The following is an 18,997-nucleotide window of genomic DNA, read 5'->3' as shown; positions in this document are numbered from 1 at the left end:
CGCCCTGCACCGGGGCGGCAACAAGGATTCGTATGACCTTTATTCTGCAGAAGAAAGAGCTGCTCGACACCGTCAGCACCCGCTGGATTGAGCCAGTCGCGGGCCTGCGCATCAAAGTGGCCTCGGCAGCGAAGGAAGGCTACAAGAACGATTACCGAATCATCATGCGCCATGTGCAGGCGCTGTCTGGTCAGCACGGCATCGGCACTGAAGAGTTCAGCGTCCTCAAACTTGGCGACCTGCCGCCGCTTGACTCGGACAAGCTGTTCGTCGAACTGGCGTGCAAGCACCTGGTTATCGAGTGGGAAGGCGTTGCTGAGTTCGACGACCCCGGCAAACCAGCCCCGTACACGCCGGAACGCGGCGTGCTGCTGATGGAGCAGTTGCCCCAGATCTACTTCGTCGTCATGCAGACAGCCCAAGCCATCGCCTTGCGCCAGAAGGAGCAGGCAGCGGAAACCCTGGGAAAGCCATCGAAGCCTACCGCTGGGCGATCGAGTGGGCGGGCGAGTCGAACGACCGCAAAAGAAAAGTCCGCGAGCGCCTGAGGGTAGCGGTACCGGATCAGCCAGAGATCGATGTGGTGGGCGACGAGCTGCTGACCGCCTACTACATGATCAGTCGTGGCCGGCAGTATGTCGGCATGGCCGCTGCGCCAGCTCCGATCTCCCTGGGCACCATCACCGAGTACCTGCTGGCCTACGGTTCATCCGTCGACCGGCGTGAATTCGACGAGGCGATCTTCGCCCTGGACGATGTATTCCGCAAACACTGGGAAGAAGAGCAGGAAAAGAAGAAGGACAAGGAGAAGTAGTTCGCCCGTGGCGGTCGGTGATAGATTGCCGTCATAAACAGGGAGGAATCTATGCAACCGATTTGGGGCTTCATCTTTTTCGCGCTCATCTGCTGCCTGGCAGCGATCATCGCCGTCAAGCGCGGAAACAGCGGCCTGCTTCACGCGGCCATTACCGCAGCGCTGGGCTTCGGGTTCGTCATGGTAGTGGTTCAAGCTACTGGCGGGCGTGATGGTTCCTCTGCGGCCCTGGGCGGGTTCATCGGCGGCGCGGCTGGCGTGCTGTTCGCCTGGCTGCGCAAATCAGACGCCCAGCAGGCAGAACGTACAGGGTCATCCGCAGGCCACAAGACATGCCGTTTCTGCGCTGAGGTCGTAAAGATCGAGGCGCTCAAGTGCAAGCACTGCGGATCTGACCTGTCCGGGTGACTCATCATTGAATAAGAAGCCGCCTACGGGCGGTTTTTTTACGCCCGGAGAAAAGCAATGGCGCAAGAATCACGCCTCGTCATAACCATTGATTCGCGAGCCGCCGAGAAGAATGCTGACGGCCTGAGCGATGCCCTGAAGCGAGTAGACAAAAGCGGGGAGACTGCCGCCGCATCCGTTGGCGGCGCCACAACAAGCGTCGAGCAGCTGGGCAAGGCAGCAGGGAAGACGACAGCACCGCTTGATAAGACCTCGCAAACTCTGTCGAAAACCGGCATGTCCGCTGCACAGATGTCGAACAACTTGCGCATGCTGCCCGCGCAGATCACCGATATCACCGTTGGCCTTGCCACCGGACAGGCGCCGTTTACGGTGTTTCTCCAGCAGGGCGGACAACTGAAGGACATCTTCGGCGGCGCGATTCCGGCCCTGAAGGCGGTTGGCGGCTACGTCGCTGGCCTGGTCAACCCATTCACTGTAGCTGCAGCAGCGGCTGCGGCTCTGGGCGTGGCCTACTACCAAGGATCCAGCGAGGCCGAGCGCTTCAATAAGGCGCTGATCACCAACGGCAACGCAGCCAATACCAATGCCAACGAGCTGATCAATGCCGCTGAGCAAGCCTCGCGAATGGGCGTCACGGTTGGCGCAGCAGCAGAGGCGCTGACCAAGCTGGCGGCTACCGGCAACCCCGTAACGATCATGTATGCCGGCATGGCGGCCGCTGCGGTCAAGTGGTCGAGCGCGACAGGCGAATCCATTGACGACGTGGTCGCCAACTTCAACAAGATCGCCAAAGACCCAGTCAACGCAATCCGCGAACTGGATAAAGAGCTGAACATCCTCACTGCCACGCAGTACGAGGAAATCCGGGTACTGCAGGATCGCGGCGACAAGCAGCAGGCCGCGATGGTTGCGGAAGAAGCCTACGCCAGTGCGATCAGCCGTCGCGCTGACGAGATCAAGGGAAACCTTGGCACGCTGGAAAGCGCCTGGAACGCGATCACCGGTGCCGCCAAGTCCGCATGGGATTCCATGCTCAACGTCGGCCGCCAGGACACGCCCGAGCAGCAGCTCGCCAGCGCCTATGAGGCCCTGGCCAAACTGAACAAACAGGGCCAGAACTCCATCGTCGGGAGCTCGGCCGACTTCAAGAAGCAGATGTCGGAAGTCGAGAAGGAGATCACAAACCTCCAGCTGAAGATCGCCAACAACGGCGCCCAGTCCCTCGACACCGCTTACAAGAACACCCGAGAGACGGCTGCGAAAGCGGCCATGGATACGCTCCGCTCCGCCACTGCTGAATCCATGTCCGAGATGGACAGGCTGCAGAAGAAGCTGAAAGAACTCGACATCGCCAAGAAAACCGCCACTGAGGCGGGCGCGTTTGGCGAAAAGCAGCAGGCGGAATACGCCAAGGCCCGAGCCGGGTACGAGCAGAAGATTGCCGATATCAAGGAGCGGGAAGGCAAGAAGAACAAGCCGAAGAGTGACACTGGCGCGCTCAGTGCTGCCGAGTCCACGTTCGCCAGCCTTTATAAGCTGGCGGATCCGGCCGCCGCCGCCGCGCGCGAGCTGACCAAGCAGCAGGAGCAGCTCGAGTTCGCACTCAGCAAGGGCAAGATCACGCAGGAGCAGTACGGCGAGGCGCTGGCCCAGGCATCGCGCAACTATTCCGCAGTGATTTCCAAGACCGGCGAGCTCACCCAGGCCGAGCAGTACCGCCTGCAGATCCAGAAGCAACTGCAGAACCAGCAGGACGCCGCGAACGCCCAGGCCGCAACTGTTGGTATGGGTGGGGAGCAGGCAGCCCGCGCACAAGAGCGGCTGAAGCTGGAGAAGGAGACAAACGACCGGCTGCTGCAGCTGCGCACCGAGCTGGCAAACGCCCAAGGCGAGAAACAGCGCCAGGCCCTGCAAGCGCAGATCGACATAACCAACGAGATGTTCCCCCAGCAGATAGCCATTATGGAGAACGGCTGGGCACAGGTTGATGCCGCCCAGGCCAACTGGATGAACGGGATCACGGCCGGATGGGATAACTATCAGGCCAAGGTCGCGGACGTGGCCTATCAAACCGAAACGATCATGACCGACTCGCTGGACACGATCACATCGGGCTACGGGAGCGCCTTCACCAAGATGGCGCTGGACGGCCAAAGCTTCGGCGAGGTGACTCGCGGCGTATTCGACAGCCTTGCCCGAACGGTTCTCGATGGCCTCGGCCAGATGGGAGCCCAATGGCTTGTGCTCCAGGGCATCAAGCTGGCGTTCGGACAAACCGAGCAGGCGATGCACCTGGCCAAAATGGCGGGAATCGCGACTGAGACAACCGCTGAAGTCGCGTCGACCAGCACCATCACCGCAGCCAAGGTCGCAGCCGACGGCATCGCTACGGCGTCATCGCTCACCGCAACAGCCACAACAACCACGGCACAGGTCGCGGCAGCCGGCACCACGCTTGCTTCCTGGCTGCCGGCGGCACTGGTTGCGTCCATCGGCTCGTTCGGTGCAGCGGCTGTCGTCGGTGGCGGCGCGTTGCTCGCAGCCTTCGCGCTGATCAAGGGCTTCTCCGAGGGCGGATACACCGGCCCCGGCGGCGTCAATCAGCCGGCCGGTATCGTCCACAAGGGCGAGGTGGTCTGGTCCCAGGCGGACATCAACCGATCGGGCGGTGTTGCAGCAGTCGAGGCTATGCGCCGAGGCGATGCGATGCCTGCAGGTATCAGCGCAAGCGGCTCCAAGTCGTCAACCAGTGCAGCAGGCACCAGTGGCGCCCAGGTCCAGCCGGCAGCAGCACCCATGACCGTTCAACTGGTCGAGGACGCCAGCAAGGCCGGGCAGGTGACCAGAACCCAGCTCACCGAAGGCGACGTCATCCGGATCTGCGTATCGAACATCTTCTCGGAAGGCGAGCTGCACGACGCCAACCGGGCCAAGTACGGGCTCAGCTCGCAGGGAACATAGGAGGTAACGCATGAGCAACCCAATCGCCATCTGCTACGCCTCTGCGGGTAGCGACATGATCATCAACTCGATTGAGGCAATGTGCAGCATCTGGCCTGAGTCGATCCGGTTCTGCGCCGGCTATGACGACTACGTGCTGGGCACGGAGGATGGGCGGGCGGTGCTTTTCACAGCCATGGGGTTTGAAGAGGCGCTGCCGTCCCGCGACAACAGCGCATTTCAAAACATTCTGATTGGCTTGGACAACACCAATGGCCTGGTTCAGCAAAAGCTGGAAGAGGCCAGGGCCGCCGAGGCGCGAGTCACGATCGCTTATCGCAGGTACCTAGAAAGCGACCTGAGCTATCCGCAGGAGCGCTATCACATGTCACTGCTGAATCGGCAGTACGAAGGCAACACCGCAACGCTCACCTGCGGCGTGTTCGATCTGCTGGGTACCGAGTACCCGCGGAGAAAACTGACTGCCGCTATAGCGCCGGGGATCATCTACATATGACCGACCTTGCCAAGTACATGCGGGCCCCCTACGTGGATGGTGCGCGCGGCCCGCTGGCCTTCGATTGCTGGGGCTTGTGCGTGGCAATCAGGTGCGGGGTGTTCGGCCTGCCGTTGCTTCCGAGCCTTGGCGGTGTTGGGCGCAACCGCCTGCGCGATAACACCATGGCTTACCGCGAGCTGAAACAGGGCATGGAAGAGTGCTCTCCAGAGCCGGGGGCAATCGCTGCAGCGTTTCGCGGACAGCTGATGGCTCACGTAGGTGTGGTGGTCGAGGTCGAGGGACGCCTGAAGGTCATCGACACCAACCCGGGCGGCGTGCGGGTTCGCACCGTGCGCGACTTCGAATCCGATTATCCGAGAGTGGTCTACTACCGTGATTGAATTTTACCCAAACAAGATCGCCGGCTCGGCGCCGATCGCTACTTTCATTACTGATCGCCGCATGAGCCTGGAAGATTGGCTGAAGTCGATGGCTCTTGAGGATTACGAGCGCCGCGAGAGCGCTCCGATCAGCATCAAGCTCAACGGCGAGATAATCGATCAGCACCTGTGGCACAAGGTCAAGTTCAAACCGTCGCACCTTGTGCAGATATGGAGCGAACCGAAAGGAACCGACCCATTCTCGATGGCTTTCGCTATGTTCAAGGGCGTCAAAGCCGTCGGCAAGTGGCTTATGCCCAAGATGCCAGGCATGCCGTCGACCGCCGGCGCCCAGCAAGGCGACCCACTCAGAGAGGCCAGCGCCAGAGGCAACAAGGTCAAGCTTGGCGAAACCATCCGGCACGTTGTAGGTCGCCAGAAGGTTTTTCCGTCCTACCTGGCTGAGCCGTGCACTAGGTTCGTCGGACCTCGCGAGCAGTGGGTTGAAATGCTGCTCTACATCTCCGAAGGGGATGTGGACGTGCCGATCAACGCCATCAAGGTGGGTGACACGCCACTGATCTCGCTGGGCGCCGACGCGCAGGTGACGGTCTACGCACCTGGTGCAAGCGTGCTCGGCGATACCGCCTCGATGCTCTGGTACAACGTCGGCGAAGTCGGGGCCAGCTCCAGCGGTTCGGCAGGTCTCGAAATGACCGAGTCGAAGAGCATTGCGCCTTCGTCAACAGCATCTGCCTACCAGTTCAATGGACACTCAATATCGATCCCTGCCGGCGCCGGGACATTCCCGGATGACTGGGAGAGCGGTCTGGTTATTCGCGTTCAGGCGCCCTACAACTACACCGTCGTGGATGGCGGGGCAGGGCGCGACATCGTGCAGGGCCCGTTGGAGATGTTGAGCCCAACGCCCGGGATGCTGATTGAGGTGGCCGGGGCGAATGCTGGCAACTACGTCGTCAACAGCTACACGCCGTACGCGCCGGCTGTGCCGCCTACATCGGGTACCGCGTCCGCCATCCTTGGATCGAGCATTCCTGCGCGCTACGACTTCAATGTCACGCCGCTGTCGGTCACCGTGACGCTGGGCGGCACGCCGTATGCGGTAAACCTGACCACGGCAACCACGAACCTTGCCGGGCTGGTGTCGGCATTCAATACCGCCAAGGGCTCTGCACCGTTCATTGCCAGCGCGTCATCTGGTCGCCTGCTCATCACGCAGTTCGGCACCTTCGGCGGCGAAACAATGGTGGCCACCGGCGGTGCCGACATCCTTGGCAGCAGCCCGACGAATACCACAGGCACACCGGCCAGCACCGGGACGGCTGAAGTCCCGGCGCAAATGACCTTGGACTACGACGGCGGGACGCCAGTTGTCGGCCTGGCCTTGGGCTCTGGCTTGGCAACCATCGGCCCGCGCGGCCTGCGCTACCGGATCACGGCCTTCAGCTCCACTCTGATGGTGGTGGATCGCCTGACCTCGGCAGGTCCGGTCGACACTGGATGGCCTGGCTTCAACCTGACGGAGACGGTGAGCGGTGTCATCACCCTTGACCCGTCAAACCTTGAGGGCGGTTATCGGGGGCCTTTTAAGTGCAGTCCGGACGGCGAGAAAGTCACCGCGCTGGAATGGACTGTGTTCTTCCCCAATGGCCTGTGCGGCATCGGTCGGGAAGGCCAGATCTACGGTGTGAACTCCTATCACACGTTCGAATACCGGGACGGTGATGTGGCCGGCGCCTGGACGGCGATCGATGTCACAGTTTCCGGCGACTCTAGGGATGCCCAGGGCTTTACCAGCAGCACCACCTTGCCGTACCCGATGGCAAATCCTGAGGCGCGCATCAAGAAGCGCTTTGTCAGCCAACCTGGGCGCATCGACAGCGAGAAGCAGGACGATATCAACTGGTACAACCTTCGTGCGCTGCGTCAGGTGCGTCCTGCAAGCTATCCAGGCATGACGGTCATGTCGGTCAAGGTCCGCGGCGGGGATCGCCTGTCCGCGCAATCGGAAAGCCAGATCAGTGTTGAGGCTACTCGCAAGCTGCCACTGCGTTATGCCGGAACCTGGCTGCCGCCGGAACCCACGCGAGAGATCGTTCCGTGGTGCCTCAACATCCTGAAGTCACTGGGCTATGAAGATACCGACATCGACCTGGCCGAATGGGATCGGCTGCACGGCGTCTTCTACGGGGCCGGGCAGACCTATAACAGAACGATCGACGCCGGTAGCACAGCGAAGGATCAGCTGAACGACGCGCTTGCGTGCGGCTGGGCCGAACTGACTATCAAGAACGGGCTGGTCAGCCTGGTGCGGGATGAACCGCGAGCGGTATTTGATCGTGAGTACGGGCCGAAGACTCAGACCTACTCGCCGCAGAACATGAGCGAGAAGCCACTGGTGATCAGCGGCCCACACACATCGGCCAACGACTTTGATGGCGTGGATGTCGAGTTTTACTCGAGCACTACCTGGTCATGGGAAACCGTTCCATGCCGGTGGCCTGGCGACGAAGGGCAGAAGGTCGAGAAGATAAAACTGCCAGGAGTTGACAACAGGAATCAGGCATACCAGTTCGGCATGCGTCGTCGTGGGCACCAGAAGTTCCGGCAGGACCAGTACGCTTGGGAGACGCTGTGGGCAGGCATGAACTCTGATTACCTGAGCTTCAGCGCAGTTGCCGGCAATGCGCCCGGCACCTGCCAGAGCGCGCAGATCGAGGATGTCCAAGCAGTCACCGGTGGATTCGTCATCACCTCAACCGAGCCGCTCGACTGGTCAGCAGGTGGCGCGCACAAGATCGGCTTCAGCCGGCCTGACGGCACGCTTTCCGGGCCCTATCCAGCGACTCAGGTGGATGAGTACCAGGTGTTCATCGCTGATCTGGATTTCGATCCGGACACCAGCCATGACATCAACCTGCCGCAGATCCTGTTCGGGCCCGACGGCAAGTGGGCCTACCCGGTGCTGGTCACCAAATCTGATCCATCAAACGGAAACGTGGCCATGAAGGGGATGCCCTATGACGCCCGCGTCTACACCTACGACAACGCCACTGCGCCCGCATAAGGATTGGCCATGATCGATTACCCGGAAGGCCTGCCGTATCCGCTGCGGGAGAACTACGGGCTTGAGCCAGTCAGCCCCATGACTCGCTCGAAGCTCGGCAACGGCAGGAGTGAGGCTCGGCGCAAGTTCAAGAACACACCCACGCTGGTAAACGTGATCTGGGAACTCGATGCCGGCCAGGCACAGCTGTTCGAAGCATGGTGGGAATACACGCTTGTCTCTGGCGTGAAGAAGTTCGAATGCCCACTGCTGACGCCGCTAGGGCTCGATAAGTACACCGCTGAGTTCGACGACATCTATAAAGGTGGCTACCTGACCAAGCTAAATCACTGGCGCTTTACTGCCCAGCTATGGCTGCTCAAGCGACCGCTGATCGACAAGGATTGGCTGGTATATGCGCCGGAATACGTTCTGTATTCGGATATTTTCGACAGGGCCATGACCCAGAAGTGGCCTCGCTACACAGGCTAATCACAGCCCAGTGAATGCCATTTCAGGCCTTCACGAACACACGACATCCCTACCGGTATACTGCCGGCCGTTCCCGTTTTTTAGGTTTGGTCGTCATGGTTAATCGCCGGAATTTATTAAAACTCAGCGCCCTCGGTACCGCATCTTTCGCGGCGCCGCAGGCGTACTCTGCGAGCAAGATAACCATGGCCTACAACACCGGCAACGCGCCAGGCTCCAAGGATCCGAGAGATTTGATCGATAACTCGGAAGACCTTGATCTTCTGATGACGGCCGAAGCTGACTATGAGCCTAACCGCCTGGGCGCTCCGCTCAAGTCGTGGAAGGGCATGGAAAGGGAGCATGATTCTGCCCAAGCGCGGCGTGAGTCAGAGTTTGACGTCGATCAGGCTGAGCGCGTTGTAGAGTTCAATGAATTCTTGGATTCAAGTGGCTACGAAACACCAGTCGATTACGCGCCTGGGATTAGCATTACTCGAGTGACTCAGCAGGTCCGTTACTTGGGTGAGCTGTACCGCCCGAAAGATTCAGCAGTGCCATTTGTAACCGCAGTCACGTTCGATGAGGACGCCGCCAAGTGGATTTCTAACGGACAAAATTCCCTGCGCCAAGAAATGGCCGCGCATGGCGCCGACATGAACGCGTTCGTCGATACCCGTTCACCGGCCTATCTGAAGACCATTTCAGACATCATCAACATGGAGCCCGTCAACGTTCTCCGCTTGGTCCCTAAGGGAACCGAGACTACCAAGCTGCATAACGGGACTAGTGCCTTTCCACTGGCTGCGCGACTGAATGCGCTTATCTCTGACATGTCCACCCAAGGTGGTGGAAAAATAGAGCTGACGCACGGCAAGCACATGCTGGAAAATTATGTTGAGTTCCTCAGCAACGTCAGCATGGAGGGGCTGGGTGATAGCAGTGTGTTCAAGGGCATGTTCGCCAGCCCAGTTAACCGCTTGCTGACGTCTCCGGCCCTTGTTGGCCAAAGCAATATCAGCCTGAAGAACTTCAAGGTGGACCGCACCGGGCTTTACACCGAGCACGGAATCATCCTTGGCGGCATTGATGGGCTGACCATCGATAATGTTTCGGTCTGGGGCTTTCGGCCTGGAGTTGACTCCGGCGCGATGGGCATCAGCCCGTTCAATGACTTCGCAACAATTCAGTCAAAAAACGTCGATGTAAAGAACTGCAAAATTTACCAGCCGAACAACTTCGGCATTGCGTTCGGCAACGTAAGCGGCGGCACGCTCTACAAGAACCTGTTCACGGATGCGTGGCGTGAAGCGATCGGCTTGGAAACCTGGGGCGCCACGTCCGCGGTGGAAGACGTCGTGGTCAGTAAAAACATCCTGCGGATGAGCACCGATCCAGCTAATCACCACATCGGCAGCGTTGGTCCGGCGATCCTAGTGGGTGGGGCTGGCTTGGCCTACGGCGGCGTTACTCGTCGTTGCTTGTTGGATCACAACATCATCACGATTGCCAACCCAGCAAATCAGCCAAACTACGGCGGCATTGTCGTGATTGGCGGACCCACTGATGCAACTGCGGCAGAAGACATTGTTCTAGACACGAACACTATATACAACGCGCCTTCGTACGGAATTGGCGTTGGTGCAGCTGGTTCATTTCAACGTCGGGTAATTTCGCGCAACAACAACATTATTAACCCGAATAGCTCAAATGGTACTGGCGCAATTAACTCGGCTATATACCTAAAATCAGCAAGCGGCTGCTCATTCATTGGTGATATCGTCACAGGTAGCAAGCACAGGTATGTAGCCTACGAAGACGACGGCGCTGTAGATAATACGTTTTTGGATATAATTCCAGGCTCTCCAGTAACTGGAAAATTCCGCAGAAACCAAGTGTCGAGCACCTCAGTTTACAGAGACCCAACTTCTAACCAGGTCATTGGTGGTAAGTCGATTCAGGACTCTCTTAACCTACTTAACGGCGCGAGCGGCATATTTACGGCCAGATCTAATCCGAATCGAGGGCTATATTTAGTTATTTGCAGTAGCGGTGCGTACGCGATCATCTGCATGGTTGGAACAGCGGCTCCTACTGTTATTGCCAAATCGGCAGATGTAGTAGTAGCAGCTACTGACACAGGCACGGCTAGTGCTTTAACCCTATATCCTTCAAGTGTTTCTCAGCTAGGCGTCACCAATCGTTTGGGTGCTGCAGGATCAAATCAAACAGTCGCAATTTTGTCCCTAAATGCTTTGTAGGTAAACAGGGCCTACCAGAAACCAATCACATCGCAGCCCCTGCTGCAGACCACCAAAAGCGCCGGCAAACAAGCCGGCGTTTTGCTTTCCGAGAAAAATATATGACAGACGCATCCAGAGATCGAGACATACTCGCCAAGACCTTGTGGGGCGAGGCGCGGGGAGAGGGTTTGCCTGGACAGATCGCCGTAGCCTGGGCAATTCGGAATCGAGTGAACGACGGCAAGGCCAAGTCTTGGTGGGGTGAAGGCTATGCCGGTGTATGCCTGAAGCCGTGGCAGTTCAGCTGCTGGAATAAGAGCGACCCTAATCACGGCTACTTGAGCGGCGAGAAGCAAATCCCGGCTGGACAATACGCCCAAGCGCTGAGGGTAGCTGACTTGGTAATCTCCAACGCCGTGCCTGATCCAACTGGCGGCGCTACTCACTATTACGCGACCACCATGCCGAAACCGCCGACGTGGGCGAATGGCTCCAAACAGACCCTGAAGCTCGGCCGCCACGTCTTTTTCAAGGGTGTGCCTTGACTACGCATCAGGCCTCTTTTGCATAGCCCTACCAAAGCTAGACACACACGGGGAGCTTGTGCTGACCATTCAAATTAATTATTATGAATAATTATATAAAACGAATGGGGTGCTTACATGGATGTTTATGGTATTTATGGGGCTGGCGGATATGGAAGAGAGGTTTTGCCAGTAGTAAAAAACATGATGGATAAGCTATCGTGTTTTATGTTGGATGGTACTGTCGTTTTTATCGTTGATGATCCGGAGGAAGCTGAGGTTAATGGCTGTAAAGTTATGACTCCGGATGAGTTTCTGAATTCTGATTTTGAGAACAAATACTTCAATATCGCTATCGGTGACAGCAGCGCCAGGGAGCGTATTTCTTCGAGGATGGAAATTGGTGGCGCGAAGCCATTCACTATACGTCATGAAAACGTCGTAGTTTTTGATGGGTGCGAAATACATGATAGTGCGATATTAAGTCCTTTTACATGTATTACGTCAAATGCCAAGATAGGCAAATACTTTCACGCAAACCTATACTCTTACGTCGCTCATGATTGTGTGATAGGTGACTTTGTAACCTTTGCACCTGGCGTCAAATGCAATGGTAACGTGACGATTGAAGATCATGCTTATATTGGGACGGGCGCTATTATTAAGCAAGGAACGCCTAAGCGGCCTATTACAATAGGCAAGGGTGCCATTGTAGGCATGGGTGCGGTTGTCACGAAAAGCGTGCCGCCAGGTGTCACTGTAATTGGTAATCCAGCAAGGCCACTTGGTAAAGAAGCATTGAAATCATGATTCGAGACAGCATTCCTCTGGAAGAAATTAGAGAAGGCATGAGTGCAAGTTATTCTCAAACAATAACAGATGCTGATGTCAAATCATTCGCCGGTATTAGCGGTGATCATAACCCTGTTCATGTAAGCGATGAATATGCGGAAAAATCAAGATTCGGTAAGCGTATTGCGCATGGACTGATGTCCTCAAGTTTCTTTTCCGCTTTGTTTGGCACAAAGCTGCCCGGGTATGGGTGTGTATACACCTCCCAGACCTTGCAATTTAAGTATCCCGTTTACATCGGCGACAATCTTAAAGCCACAGTTACTGTGAAGCACATTGATGCAGTCAAGCGACGTATTACTTTTGACACGGTTTGTACTGTTGGGAAAAAGAAGGTTATAACTGGAGAGGCCGAGATATACATCCCGCCTGAGGATTAGTCGTTTTTTCGTAGCGTGGGTGACGCTATCCTATAGCTTCACCCAAAGCGGAAAGGTGCCGATATGGATGGCATAGAGTTAAGCACGAAGATCGAGCGCGAAGCCGACAAGCTTCTCGCTCAGATATCCAGAGCCGATTCGATGATCATGGCAGTGAAGGCGGGCGCCCGGGCTGAAGGGTTTGTCCTGGGCCTGGAGTCGGCACGCGCACTGAATGAGGCGACCATCGAAAAGCTCTACGTCATCTTCGACTCGGCAACCGAGGAGCGACTCCGCACCCTGGCCACGACTTAAAATAGGCCGTCTTCCTCAATCGGCTTGATCAGATCCGGACCTTGATTCCGCACGTTACCGATCGCCCGGTCAACCTTGAACCACTCGAACGCCTCGGTAGGCTCGCCCTGGAGCAGCACCATCTGTTCGGCGCGCTCCTTCGGCGTAGCCGGGTCCAGCCATTCGCGGGCAAGTTCGGGCGTGAGCGCCACCGGGCGCCGGTCGTGGATGTCCACCATGCCGCCCGCGCTGTCTGCAGTGATGATGACAAAGCCGTCGTGCTCACCTGGCTCATGTTCCGCGTTCGGGTATTGGCCGATTGCAGCGCAAAGGATTGGCGACTGATCGCAGTGGCGGATGAGGTAGGGCTGCTTCTTCGGGCCACCCTCATCAACCCACTCGAACCAGTTGTCGATCGCGATGATTGCGCGGTGCGGCCAGATGGCGCGGAAGAAGGGACCGTGGGCGACTTTCTCGACCCTGGCATTGATCGGCGCGGCGCGGTCCTTTGCCCAGTGCGGCCGCCACCCCCATCGAACCATATCAGCGCGCAGAAACTCACCTTCTTGGTGGAAGAGGGCGAGCTGAGTCGTCGGCGCTGCGTTGTAGCGTTCGAACGGCTGCTCACTGGTGTTGTTGATCAGTGGGTTCGGAAACGCGAGCGCCTCAACGAAGTCGTGAATGCCGCGATACTGGGTGAGTCTTCCGCACATGATCATCTCCTGTGATTCAGCTTGAGCGCCTGCAGCTCGCGAATGACGACTTCTCTCTGGTGAAGAATTTGATTCAGGCGCCGGATATCAGTCAACTGAACGGTGGTCTCCGATTCGAGGTTCGCGATCCAAGTCCGCTTTCTTTGGAGGTCGGCGGACAATTCATCGTTCATTGTGATGAGCCCAGTGATATTTTCCTTGGCTGCACGAAGCTCTAGCTTCAGCGCCTCGATATCTTCCTCCAGCATGCCCGCGTAATGCTTCAGGGTTTCGAGCTCCGTGGGGCTGCCGAGCCAGTCGCTGGTGTCTTCAATGTCGTACGGGTCCACGGTGATGCCTTTTCGAATACTGTTTGGATGTACAGTAATCGAGGATGGCGGATTGGGCGAGCGTGATGCGATGAGCTGCAGGGTTCGGGATTGTGTTCGGTCGGCAGGACGCCGAAGAGGGGTGCGTGACTTTTGCGTGACTTTCTCACGCACTTGTAAGCACTTGTGGGCATTCGATTGCAGCGAGCGCCAGTAAAAACGGCTATTTCACAAGGACCTACAGCGGTACTGCGTGCATGGGGTGCTAGGGGTCGAGTGTTCGAATCACTCCGTCCCGACCATATTTCCTGATTAAAATCAGACACTTAAGCCGATCATCTAGATCGGCTTTTTTGTGTCTGCGCAAAACCCGCGCAAAACTGGCGCAAAACTAGCCGGTGATTTCACTGATATTCAGGTCCGGAATTGCCTCGGACCAGACGATTTCTTCGTGGTCCCGCTGGTAGTTTTTGGTCATGCCTTCGCTCGCATGGCCTGCGATTTTCTGCCCATCCTTTCCGGCTTTCTTGTACAGGTGCAGCGACAGCGCCCGCACTTCATGGAAGCCCGGCATCTCTTCTTTCTTCCACCCCATGTAGCATTCAGCCGCCTCGCGGGCTTCCTTGAACGCTCGAGTCAGATACCTCTCCTCAACCTTCGTCCAGTGATCCTTGGTCTGCGCCTGCTTCTGTTTAAGCCGATCTGGTTTCCGGTGCACCAGGTACGGCGAGACAACATCATCGCGACAACGACTGATGACCGCCTGTAGCTCTGGCGTCAACCGGAAGCGAATCCAGGCTGCGTCACTGGCCTTGGCCGTTTTCTTTTGCACGACGTACAGGAAACCTTCCCTGACTCCATCGAAGCGCATATCGAGGATGTCGGTCCGACGCTGCGCGGTGATCAGGGCCAGGTCGATTGCGTTCTGCAGCCAGGCCGGCGATTTCTCACGAATGGCCTTCAACCCGTCGACCGTGTGGCGCTTGCGCTGCTTCTTCTCGATCCGGTTGATGGTGCTGGTCGCCGGGTTGTCCGGGCACAGGCCTTTGGACGCTGCATGATTGAAAATGTCGATCAGTAGCGCCCGGCACTGATTCGCCGTGCGCGGGGTGAGCGCGTCCAACATCTCCGCGACCATGCGAATGGTGATTTGATCGATGGCCTTTCCCTCGAACTGCTTACGGAAACGCCGGAAGTGCACGGCGTAAAGGCCCAGCGTTCCTTTGGCCAGATCGCGGGGCGGAAGGACGTCTCGTTCGTAGGTGTCTAGGAAACCGGCAAAGGATTCTGATGAGCTGCCCATCACAGCGCCGATCAGGTCTGAGCCGCGCATGAATTCCAGGTTTAACTGCTTTGCGGCATCAATCGCCTTGATTCGGTCGCTGCCAAATTGGAACCACTTACCGTCGGTCGGTCGCCGGTAGCGATAAGTCGAGCGCCGCGAATCGAAATACAGGTTCTGCGGGAGGTTCTTGTTCGCCTTGTTGCGCGGCCGTGGGACCATCATGCAGCTCCTTTCAATACCATCGCCACCAGGTCGTTGCCGTCCGAGCGATTGAATGCTGTCCAGTCAACGTACCAGAGTTTCCCGATCTGCTCGCCGGGCACCACGCCGTTACGTATGTGGTTGCGGATGGCTTGCGGGCACTGGGGTGTACCGTTTTCGCCCCAGCGTCGGCGCTGGAACTCACTGATCTTGATCAGCTCTCGTTTCATTGGGTGCTCCATGCCGCGTGTGGCGGCAGAAGTTGGTGATAGGTTATGCGACTTTTTGCAGGGTCTGAGCTGATTTTCGGCGCCGAGCCATGAGGGAAGGGGGGGCTGCAGCGGTATGCGTGAAATCGGCGACCATCCTGCGACCTTATGTCTGAAGTAAGGGCTGCCAGGTTCTCGTCGACGCGACCGAAGTAGCAGAGATAGTCTCCATCGGCCAGCCATTCGGGTTGAGCAATGGCGCGGATACGTGTTCCGACGCACGATATGCAGGTTTTGAAGGAACCCATGCAGCCTTCCCAGCTACCCGACATATGTTGGAATTGCTGGACGGGCTGAATGACGCCAAAGCACTCGCCGTACCGATGTTGCTTGCGCGTGTGGGCGTGGATTTCGTTTGCAAATCGGACATACCGATTCCTTTCCCGCCGTTGCCCGGCAGGTGAGTTGTTGAAAACTGATGTGGGTATCAGGTATTGGATGAGTGCATCGCGCTTACAGATTCACTGCAAGATGCTCTATTAAAATTTTAATGTTGCGCTATAAATCTCCGAGATTTATGATGGCATCTCGACGGAAAGGAGGTGTTTGATGGGGCGATCGGTAGCGACAGAGGAGGATGGGGCTAAAATTTATGCGCACGAATGCAGGGTTCGCGATGCTTACGCAGATGCTCTTAGCGATTACCGCAACGGAGAGATTCTGGCCAGAACAGAACAGGGTTACGAAGGAACGCTCTTACGTGCGGATATGCGCACTATTGATAAAAGTGATTTGATACGAGAATGGGAATTTAAAATTTCCGCCGACTACAAGGCATTAGGACAAATACTTCAATATGTTGCGTTGGCGAGAAAGGCAGAGAGTTTTCGTCCTATCCGTGGAGTAATTGCAGCGTTTCACTTTTCGCCTGAGATGATCGTTGCTAACGAGGTAATGAACTTAAATCTCGAATTCGTAGTTTTGCCATCCTGGTTGCGTCGATCTGGTTTTGTTATTGGTTTACCATTGCAAGTACTGCCAAAAATTCCTTTTCTTCCTAATGAATATGTCGAGAATAAATAATATGGCCATACCAAACTTAGCTAAAAAAGTTATTTTAACCAATAGCATTCCTAAGGATGATGAGTATCAAGGGCTTCGGATTGTACGAGCACAAAGCAACTCTCATGATCTTGACGCTTTTGAACGGAGTGCTTACGAGTTTCAGAGTCCGACCTCTAACTATATTAGACTCCATGCAACACTTAGTCGAAAAGGTTTCGTATCCGATAGTGGGCAGTGGCGTGTTTTGGTCACTGCACATCCTACGTTAAGCGTATTTGTTGAAATGGTTAGATATGATCCTTCGAATCCGCCACCTGATAATTATGACGCTTTGCGAATGACCGAGATGCATGAACGTACTCAAAGCGACTTTAAGGGGCAAAAGGCGCAAAATAAGATAGATTTTCGAGATTATATACTAGAGGGTATTAGGGGTGATAGACCGTTATATCTACCTACAATTTCTGGTTGGCAGTCATCAGTTGTATTTGATCAAACTGTTTTCGTTGCTTTGGACGAAACTAATCCGAATAGTTTATATGGGATCATATACTTACCTAAGTCGCCACTCATGCAGTCTGATGGTCAAACGCAGACGGCAGCCCTTTTTTCGGTAGCGAATTCTAAGGATGCGGTCGACGTTGGTGCCCTAGAAAATCTAGTGGTGACTCTTGAAGTTGAACTCAATATGGATGAGCGAAAGGCTGGCCAAAGCTTTGCTGATCGAAATGGCCGGGGTTCTAAGAAGAACAAAAACCTTGTCATAAGTCTGGACACATCTTCTGCACTAAGTGAGTTGCGTGTTAGTGCTATCGCTGGGACGATATTTGAATCAAGGCTCGCAACTGGTCGCAATACTAGCACCAGTGAGACAGCAACTAAGTGTCTTGTCGATTTGAGCACGATGGAACAAATATTGCTGAACGTCGTGTCGGATGGCAGATTGAAGACTGAGCACTTCAAGCACTTTCATGTTAAGCACTTTCTTCCTTTCGCGAAGGATTTTATTGCGATCCTTGAGAAAAATTTTGGTCCGGCCTGGTTGGAGGAAACTCCCGCCGACTCAGACCCATTTAGAAAACTGTATGTCCATGGTTGGCCGTTTGCGTTAAAGGCGCTTGCAATAGCATATCACCGGTCTCGCATTGATGAGATAGGTCCTCTTGTATCGGCTATAGGAGCAAAAGATGCTGGAAAAACTGTCGAAGAGGCATATAACGCACAGGTTAATAATTTAAAGGCTAATTGGGATAAAAAGCCGACGTTATCAGTTTCAGAACTAAAAGACAGAGTCTCTAAGATCGATTGGCTTAGATATAGAGCGCATTGGATTACTATAACAGGCTATAAACAAGACAAAAATGGTCAGCCTCGTCGTGTTAAACTAAAAAGCACCAAAGGTGTGGAGGTTGCTATGGCCCAAGCTCAAAATACGGCGTCTGTTATTGGTTTAGTAGCGAATAAAATAGCATCACAGACTTGGAGTGACTTGACGTCTACTGATAATTTCTAGTGTTTGGTTGTTTTTTAGCTTAATTTTATAACCAGCGCTGCCAAAAGGCAGCGTTTCAGCGTTAAGAAAATTTCGAATCCGACTCGGTTATTAGAGAACCATCTCAACTTGAGTTTCTCGTTGCCAGGTCGGCGCACTGTTGTGCGCCTCTATCCGGTCGGCGATGACGTTCGCGCGCTGGCCAGCAGTGGGAGGCGCGTACATCCCGAAGCGACTGATGCTGCCGCCGTTCACTGCAGCGTTCGTGGAGTCGGCAGACGCGAAGGGGAGGTGCTGGAAGATCGCGGGGTCCAGCATGCGTAGGCCATGGAGGCGGCACCGAGGCCGCCCCTGTTCATCGCAGATGGCGTCCATCGCGGCGCCCATTCGCTTCCACCAGGCGGCGGTGCCCGGCGAGCGCCATTGGCCTGAACTTCCGAACGCTACTGTCTTCCATTCGCAGGCCAACCGCTGTAGTCGTTCAAGCGATTCATGAAGGTGCCAGACCGGTACTCCGCGCAGCGCAACTGGCCAAGCCGAAAGCAGCGCATCATTTGCGGCTTCGTCGCCATCGATGACGTCAGGGATCAACGCCCAATCGAAGCCGGGGTGCTGATGCCAGTCCTCAACCCAGCGCGTATATCCGTCGACATCCAGTGTGCCGCCTTTCTTCCAGACCGAAAACGCTCCGTTATCGAACACGAATGACTGGCAAGCATCAGCAACGATGCCTATATCATCCTTGCGCGGGAAGGGAACCAGCGCGTGCCGACCGGCAAGGAACCGGGCGCCGTCCTGCCGGGTACCGCTGATCGGGGTGCCGTGGTAATGAATCATTAAGACTCCAATGTCTTTGAGACCTTTTGCTGG

20 protein-coding genes are annotated in these 18,997 nt (G+C 56.1%); 15 read left to right on the top strand and 5 right to left on the bottom strand.

Annotation, left to right across the window (positions count from 1 at the left end; genetic code table 11):
* Positions 1-32: 32 nt before the first annotated feature.
* From EQV97_RS22460 to EQV97_RS22400, 13 genes are all read left to right on the top strand, one after another.
* Positions 33-548 (top strand): hypothetical protein, encoded by a 516-nt coding sequence (locus EQV97_RS22460; RefSeq protein WP_240890054.1) that lies wholly within the window; start codon positions 33-35, stop codon positions 546-548.
* A 35-nt stretch (positions 549-583) separates the two neighbouring features.
* A complete protein-coding gene (locus tag EQV97_RS22455; RefSeq protein ID WP_201777875.1) occupies positions 584-814 on the top strand; it encodes a hypothetical protein in 231 nt (76 codons plus the stop codon).
* Positions 815-865: 51 nt separating this feature from the next.
* The gene (locus EQV97_RS22450) at positions 866-1,222 is read left to right on the top strand and encodes a hypothetical protein (protein ID WP_240890053.1); all 357 of its coding nucleotides are present in this window, start codon (positions 866-868) and stop codon (positions 1,220-1,222) included.
* A gap of 57 nt (positions 1,223-1,279) precedes the next feature.
* A complete protein-coding gene (locus EQV97_RS22445) occupies positions 1,280-4,186 on the top strand; it encodes a phage tail length tape measure family protein (RefSeq protein WP_240890052.1) in 2,907 nt (968 codons plus the stop codon).
* Between the two features lie 10 nt (positions 4,187-4,196).
* Complete coding sequence (locus EQV97_RS22440; RefSeq protein ID WP_240890051.1) at positions 4,197-4,682, top strand: DUF1833 family protein; 486 nt, start codon at positions 4,197-4,199, stop codon at positions 4,680-4,682.
* Entirely contained in the window at positions 4,679-5,065 is a 387-nt protein-coding gene (locus EQV97_RS22435) for a hypothetical protein (protein ID WP_240890050.1), read from the top strand. The genes EQV97_RS22440 and EQV97_RS22435 overlap by 4 nt, the downstream gene beginning before the upstream one ends.
* A complete protein-coding gene (locus EQV97_RS22430) occupies positions 5,058-8,132 on the top strand; it encodes a host specificity factor TipJ family phage tail protein (protein WP_240890049.1) in 3,075 nt (1,024 codons plus the stop codon). Before EQV97_RS22435 ends, EQV97_RS22430 begins: the two co-directional genes overlap by 8 nt.
* 9 nt (positions 8,133-8,141) lie before the next feature.
* A complete protein-coding gene (locus EQV97_RS22425; RefSeq protein WP_240890048.1) occupies positions 8,142-8,603 on the top strand; it encodes a hypothetical protein in 462 nt (153 codons plus the stop codon).
* A gap of 95 nt (positions 8,604-8,698) precedes the next feature.
* Entirely contained in the window at positions 8,699-10,843 is a 2,145-nt protein-coding gene (locus EQV97_RS22420) for a right-handed parallel beta-helix repeat-containing protein (protein WP_240890047.1), read from the top strand.
* Between the two features lie 101 nt (positions 10,844-10,944).
* Complete coding sequence (locus EQV97_RS22415; protein ID WP_240890046.1) at positions 10,945-11,370, top strand: cell wall hydrolase; 426 nt, start codon at positions 10,945-10,947, stop codon at positions 11,368-11,370.
* Positions 11,371-11,487: 117 nt separating this feature from the next.
* Entirely contained in the window at positions 11,488-12,159 is a 672-nt protein-coding gene (locus EQV97_RS22410; protein ID WP_240890045.1) for an acetyltransferase, read from the top strand.
* Positions 12,156-12,581 (top strand): MaoC family dehydratase, encoded by a 426-nt coding sequence (locus EQV97_RS22405; protein ID WP_240890044.1) that lies wholly within the window; start codon positions 12,156-12,158, stop codon positions 12,579-12,581. The genes EQV97_RS22410 and EQV97_RS22405 overlap by 4 nt, the downstream gene beginning before the upstream one ends.
* A gap of 63 nt (positions 12,582-12,644) precedes the next feature.
* On the top strand, positions 12,645-12,875 hold the full coding sequence (locus EQV97_RS22400) for a hypothetical protein (RefSeq protein ID WP_240890043.1): 231 nt from the start codon (positions 12,645-12,647) through the stop codon (positions 12,873-12,875).
* On the opposite strand, the gene EQV97_RS22395 is transcribed toward EQV97_RS22400, so the two are convergent.
* The 4 genes from EQV97_RS22395 to EQV97_RS22380 all read right to left on the bottom strand — a co-directional run bounded on the left by EQV97_RS22395 (position 12,872) and on the right by EQV97_RS22380 (position 15,591).
* Positions 12,872-13,567 (bottom strand): SOS response-associated peptidase family protein, encoded by a 696-nt coding sequence (locus tag EQV97_RS22395; protein WP_240890042.1) that lies wholly within the window; start codon positions 13,565-13,567, stop codon positions 12,872-12,874. The two genes, EQV97_RS22400 and EQV97_RS22395, sit on opposite strands and share 4 nt — an antisense overlap.
* Positions 13,568-13,569: 2 nt before the next feature.
* The gene (locus EQV97_RS22390; protein WP_240890041.1) at positions 13,570-14,049 is read right to left on the bottom strand and encodes a hypothetical protein; all 480 of its coding nucleotides are present in this window, start codon (positions 14,047-14,049) and stop codon (positions 13,570-13,572) included.
* 217 nt (positions 14,050-14,266) lie between these two features.
* The gene (locus EQV97_RS22385) at positions 14,267-15,379 is read right to left on the bottom strand and encodes a phage integrase Arm DNA-binding domain-containing protein (RefSeq protein WP_240890107.1); all 1,113 of its coding nucleotides are present in this window, start codon (positions 15,377-15,379) and stop codon (positions 14,267-14,269) included.
* Positions 15,379-15,591 (bottom strand): hypothetical protein, encoded by a 213-nt coding sequence (locus EQV97_RS22380; RefSeq protein ID WP_045060620.1) that lies wholly within the window; start codon positions 15,589-15,591, stop codon positions 15,379-15,381. Before EQV97_RS22380 ends, EQV97_RS22385 begins: the two co-directional genes overlap by 1 nt.
* A gap of 588 nt (positions 15,592-16,179) precedes the next feature.
* Between EQV97_RS22380 and EQV97_RS22375 the strand changes: the two genes are divergently transcribed.
* Both EQV97_RS22375 and EQV97_RS22370 read left to right on the top strand, forming a co-directional pair.
* Positions 16,180-16,653: a hypothetical protein gene (locus EQV97_RS22375; protein WP_240890040.1), complete on the top strand. Its 474-nt coding sequence runs from the start codon at positions 16,180-16,182 to the stop codon at positions 16,651-16,653.
* A gap of 1 nt (position 16,654) precedes the next feature.
* Positions 16,655-18,148, top strand: coding sequence for a hypothetical protein (locus EQV97_RS22370; protein WP_240890039.1), 1,494 nt, complete (start codon positions 16,655-16,657; stop codon positions 18,146-18,148).
* A 90-nt stretch (positions 18,149-18,238) separates the two neighbouring features.
* On the opposite strand, the gene EQV97_RS22365 is transcribed toward EQV97_RS22370, so the two are convergent.
* Positions 18,239-18,964 carry a hypothetical protein gene (locus EQV97_RS22365; RefSeq protein WP_240890038.1) on the bottom strand — a complete coding sequence of 242 codons (726 nt, stop codon included), beginning with the start codon at positions 18,962-18,964 and terminating at the stop codon, positions 18,239-18,241.
* Positions 18,965-18,997 lie beyond the last annotated feature (33 nt).

The organism is Pseudomonas sp. TMW22090, assembly GCF_022496665.1.
In the GTDB taxonomy this organism is placed as follows: domain Bacteria; phylum Pseudomonadota; class Gammaproteobacteria; order Pseudomonadales; family Pseudomonadaceae; genus Aquipseudomonas; species Aquipseudomonas gregormendelii.
The sequence above is the reverse complement of the archived record's forward strand: the minus strand, read 5'-3'. Positions and strand labels throughout refer to the sequence as shown.

Excerpts from the sequence above, each read along its gene's own strand:
- EQV97_RS22460 (WP_240890054.1), top strand. The coding sequence starts at position 33 with ATGACCTTTATTCTGCAGAAGAAAGAGCTGCTCGACACCGTCAGCACC.
- EQV97_RS22450 (WP_240890053.1), top strand. The coding sequence starts at position 866 with ATGCAACCGATTTGGGGCTTCATCTTTTTCGCGCTCATCTGCTGCCTG.
- EQV97_RS22445 (WP_240890052.1), top strand. The coding sequence starts at position 1,280 with ATGGCGCAAGAATCACGCCTCGTCATAACCATTGATTCGCGAGCCGCC.
- EQV97_RS22440 (WP_240890051.1), top strand. The coding sequence starts at position 4,197 with ATGAGCAACCCAATCGCCATCTGCTACGCCTCTGCGGGTAGCGACATG.
- EQV97_RS22435 (WP_240890050.1), top strand. The coding sequence starts at position 4,679 with ATGACCGACCTTGCCAAGTACATGCGGGCCCCCTACGTGGATGGTGCG.
- EQV97_RS22425 (WP_240890048.1), top strand. The coding sequence starts at position 8,142 with ATGATCGATTACCCGGAAGGCCTGCCGTATCCGCTGCGGGAGAACTAC.
- EQV97_RS22420 (WP_240890047.1), top strand. The coding sequence starts at position 8,699 with ATGGTTAATCGCCGGAATTTATTAAAACTCAGCGCCCTCGGTACCGCA.
- EQV97_RS22415 (WP_240890046.1), top strand. The coding sequence starts at position 10,945 with ATGACAGACGCATCCAGAGATCGAGACATACTCGCCAAGACCTTGTGG.
- EQV97_RS22410 (WP_240890045.1), top strand. The coding sequence starts at position 11,488 with ATGGATGTTTATGGTATTTATGGGGCTGGCGGATATGGAAGAGAGGTT.
- EQV97_RS22405 (WP_240890044.1), top strand. The coding sequence starts at position 12,156 with ATGATTCGAGACAGCATTCCTCTGGAAGAAATTAGAGAAGGCATGAGT.
- EQV97_RS22400 (WP_240890043.1), top strand. The coding sequence starts at position 12,645 with ATGGATGGCATAGAGTTAAGCACGAAGATCGAGCGCGAAGCCGACAAG.
- EQV97_RS22395 (WP_240890042.1), bottom strand. The coding sequence starts at position 13,567 with ATGTGCGGAAGACTCACCCAGTATCGCGGCATTCACGACTTCGTTGAG.
- EQV97_RS22385 (WP_240890107.1), bottom strand. The coding sequence starts at position 15,379 with ATGGTCCCACGGCCGCGCAACAAGGCGAACAAGAACCTCCCGCAGAAC.
- EQV97_RS22380 (WP_045060620.1), bottom strand. The coding sequence starts at position 15,591 with ATGAAACGAGAGCTGATCAAGATCAGTGAGTTCCAGCGCCGACGCTGG.
- EQV97_RS22375 (WP_240890040.1), top strand. The coding sequence starts at position 16,180 with ATGGGGCGATCGGTAGCGACAGAGGAGGATGGGGCTAAAATTTATGCG.
- EQV97_RS22370 (WP_240890039.1), top strand. The coding sequence starts at position 16,655 with ATGGCCATACCAAACTTAGCTAAAAAAGTTATTTTAACCAATAGCATT.
- EQV97_RS22365 (WP_240890038.1), bottom strand. The coding sequence starts at position 18,964 with ATGATTCATTACCACGGCACCCCGATCAGCGGTACCCGGCAGGACGGC.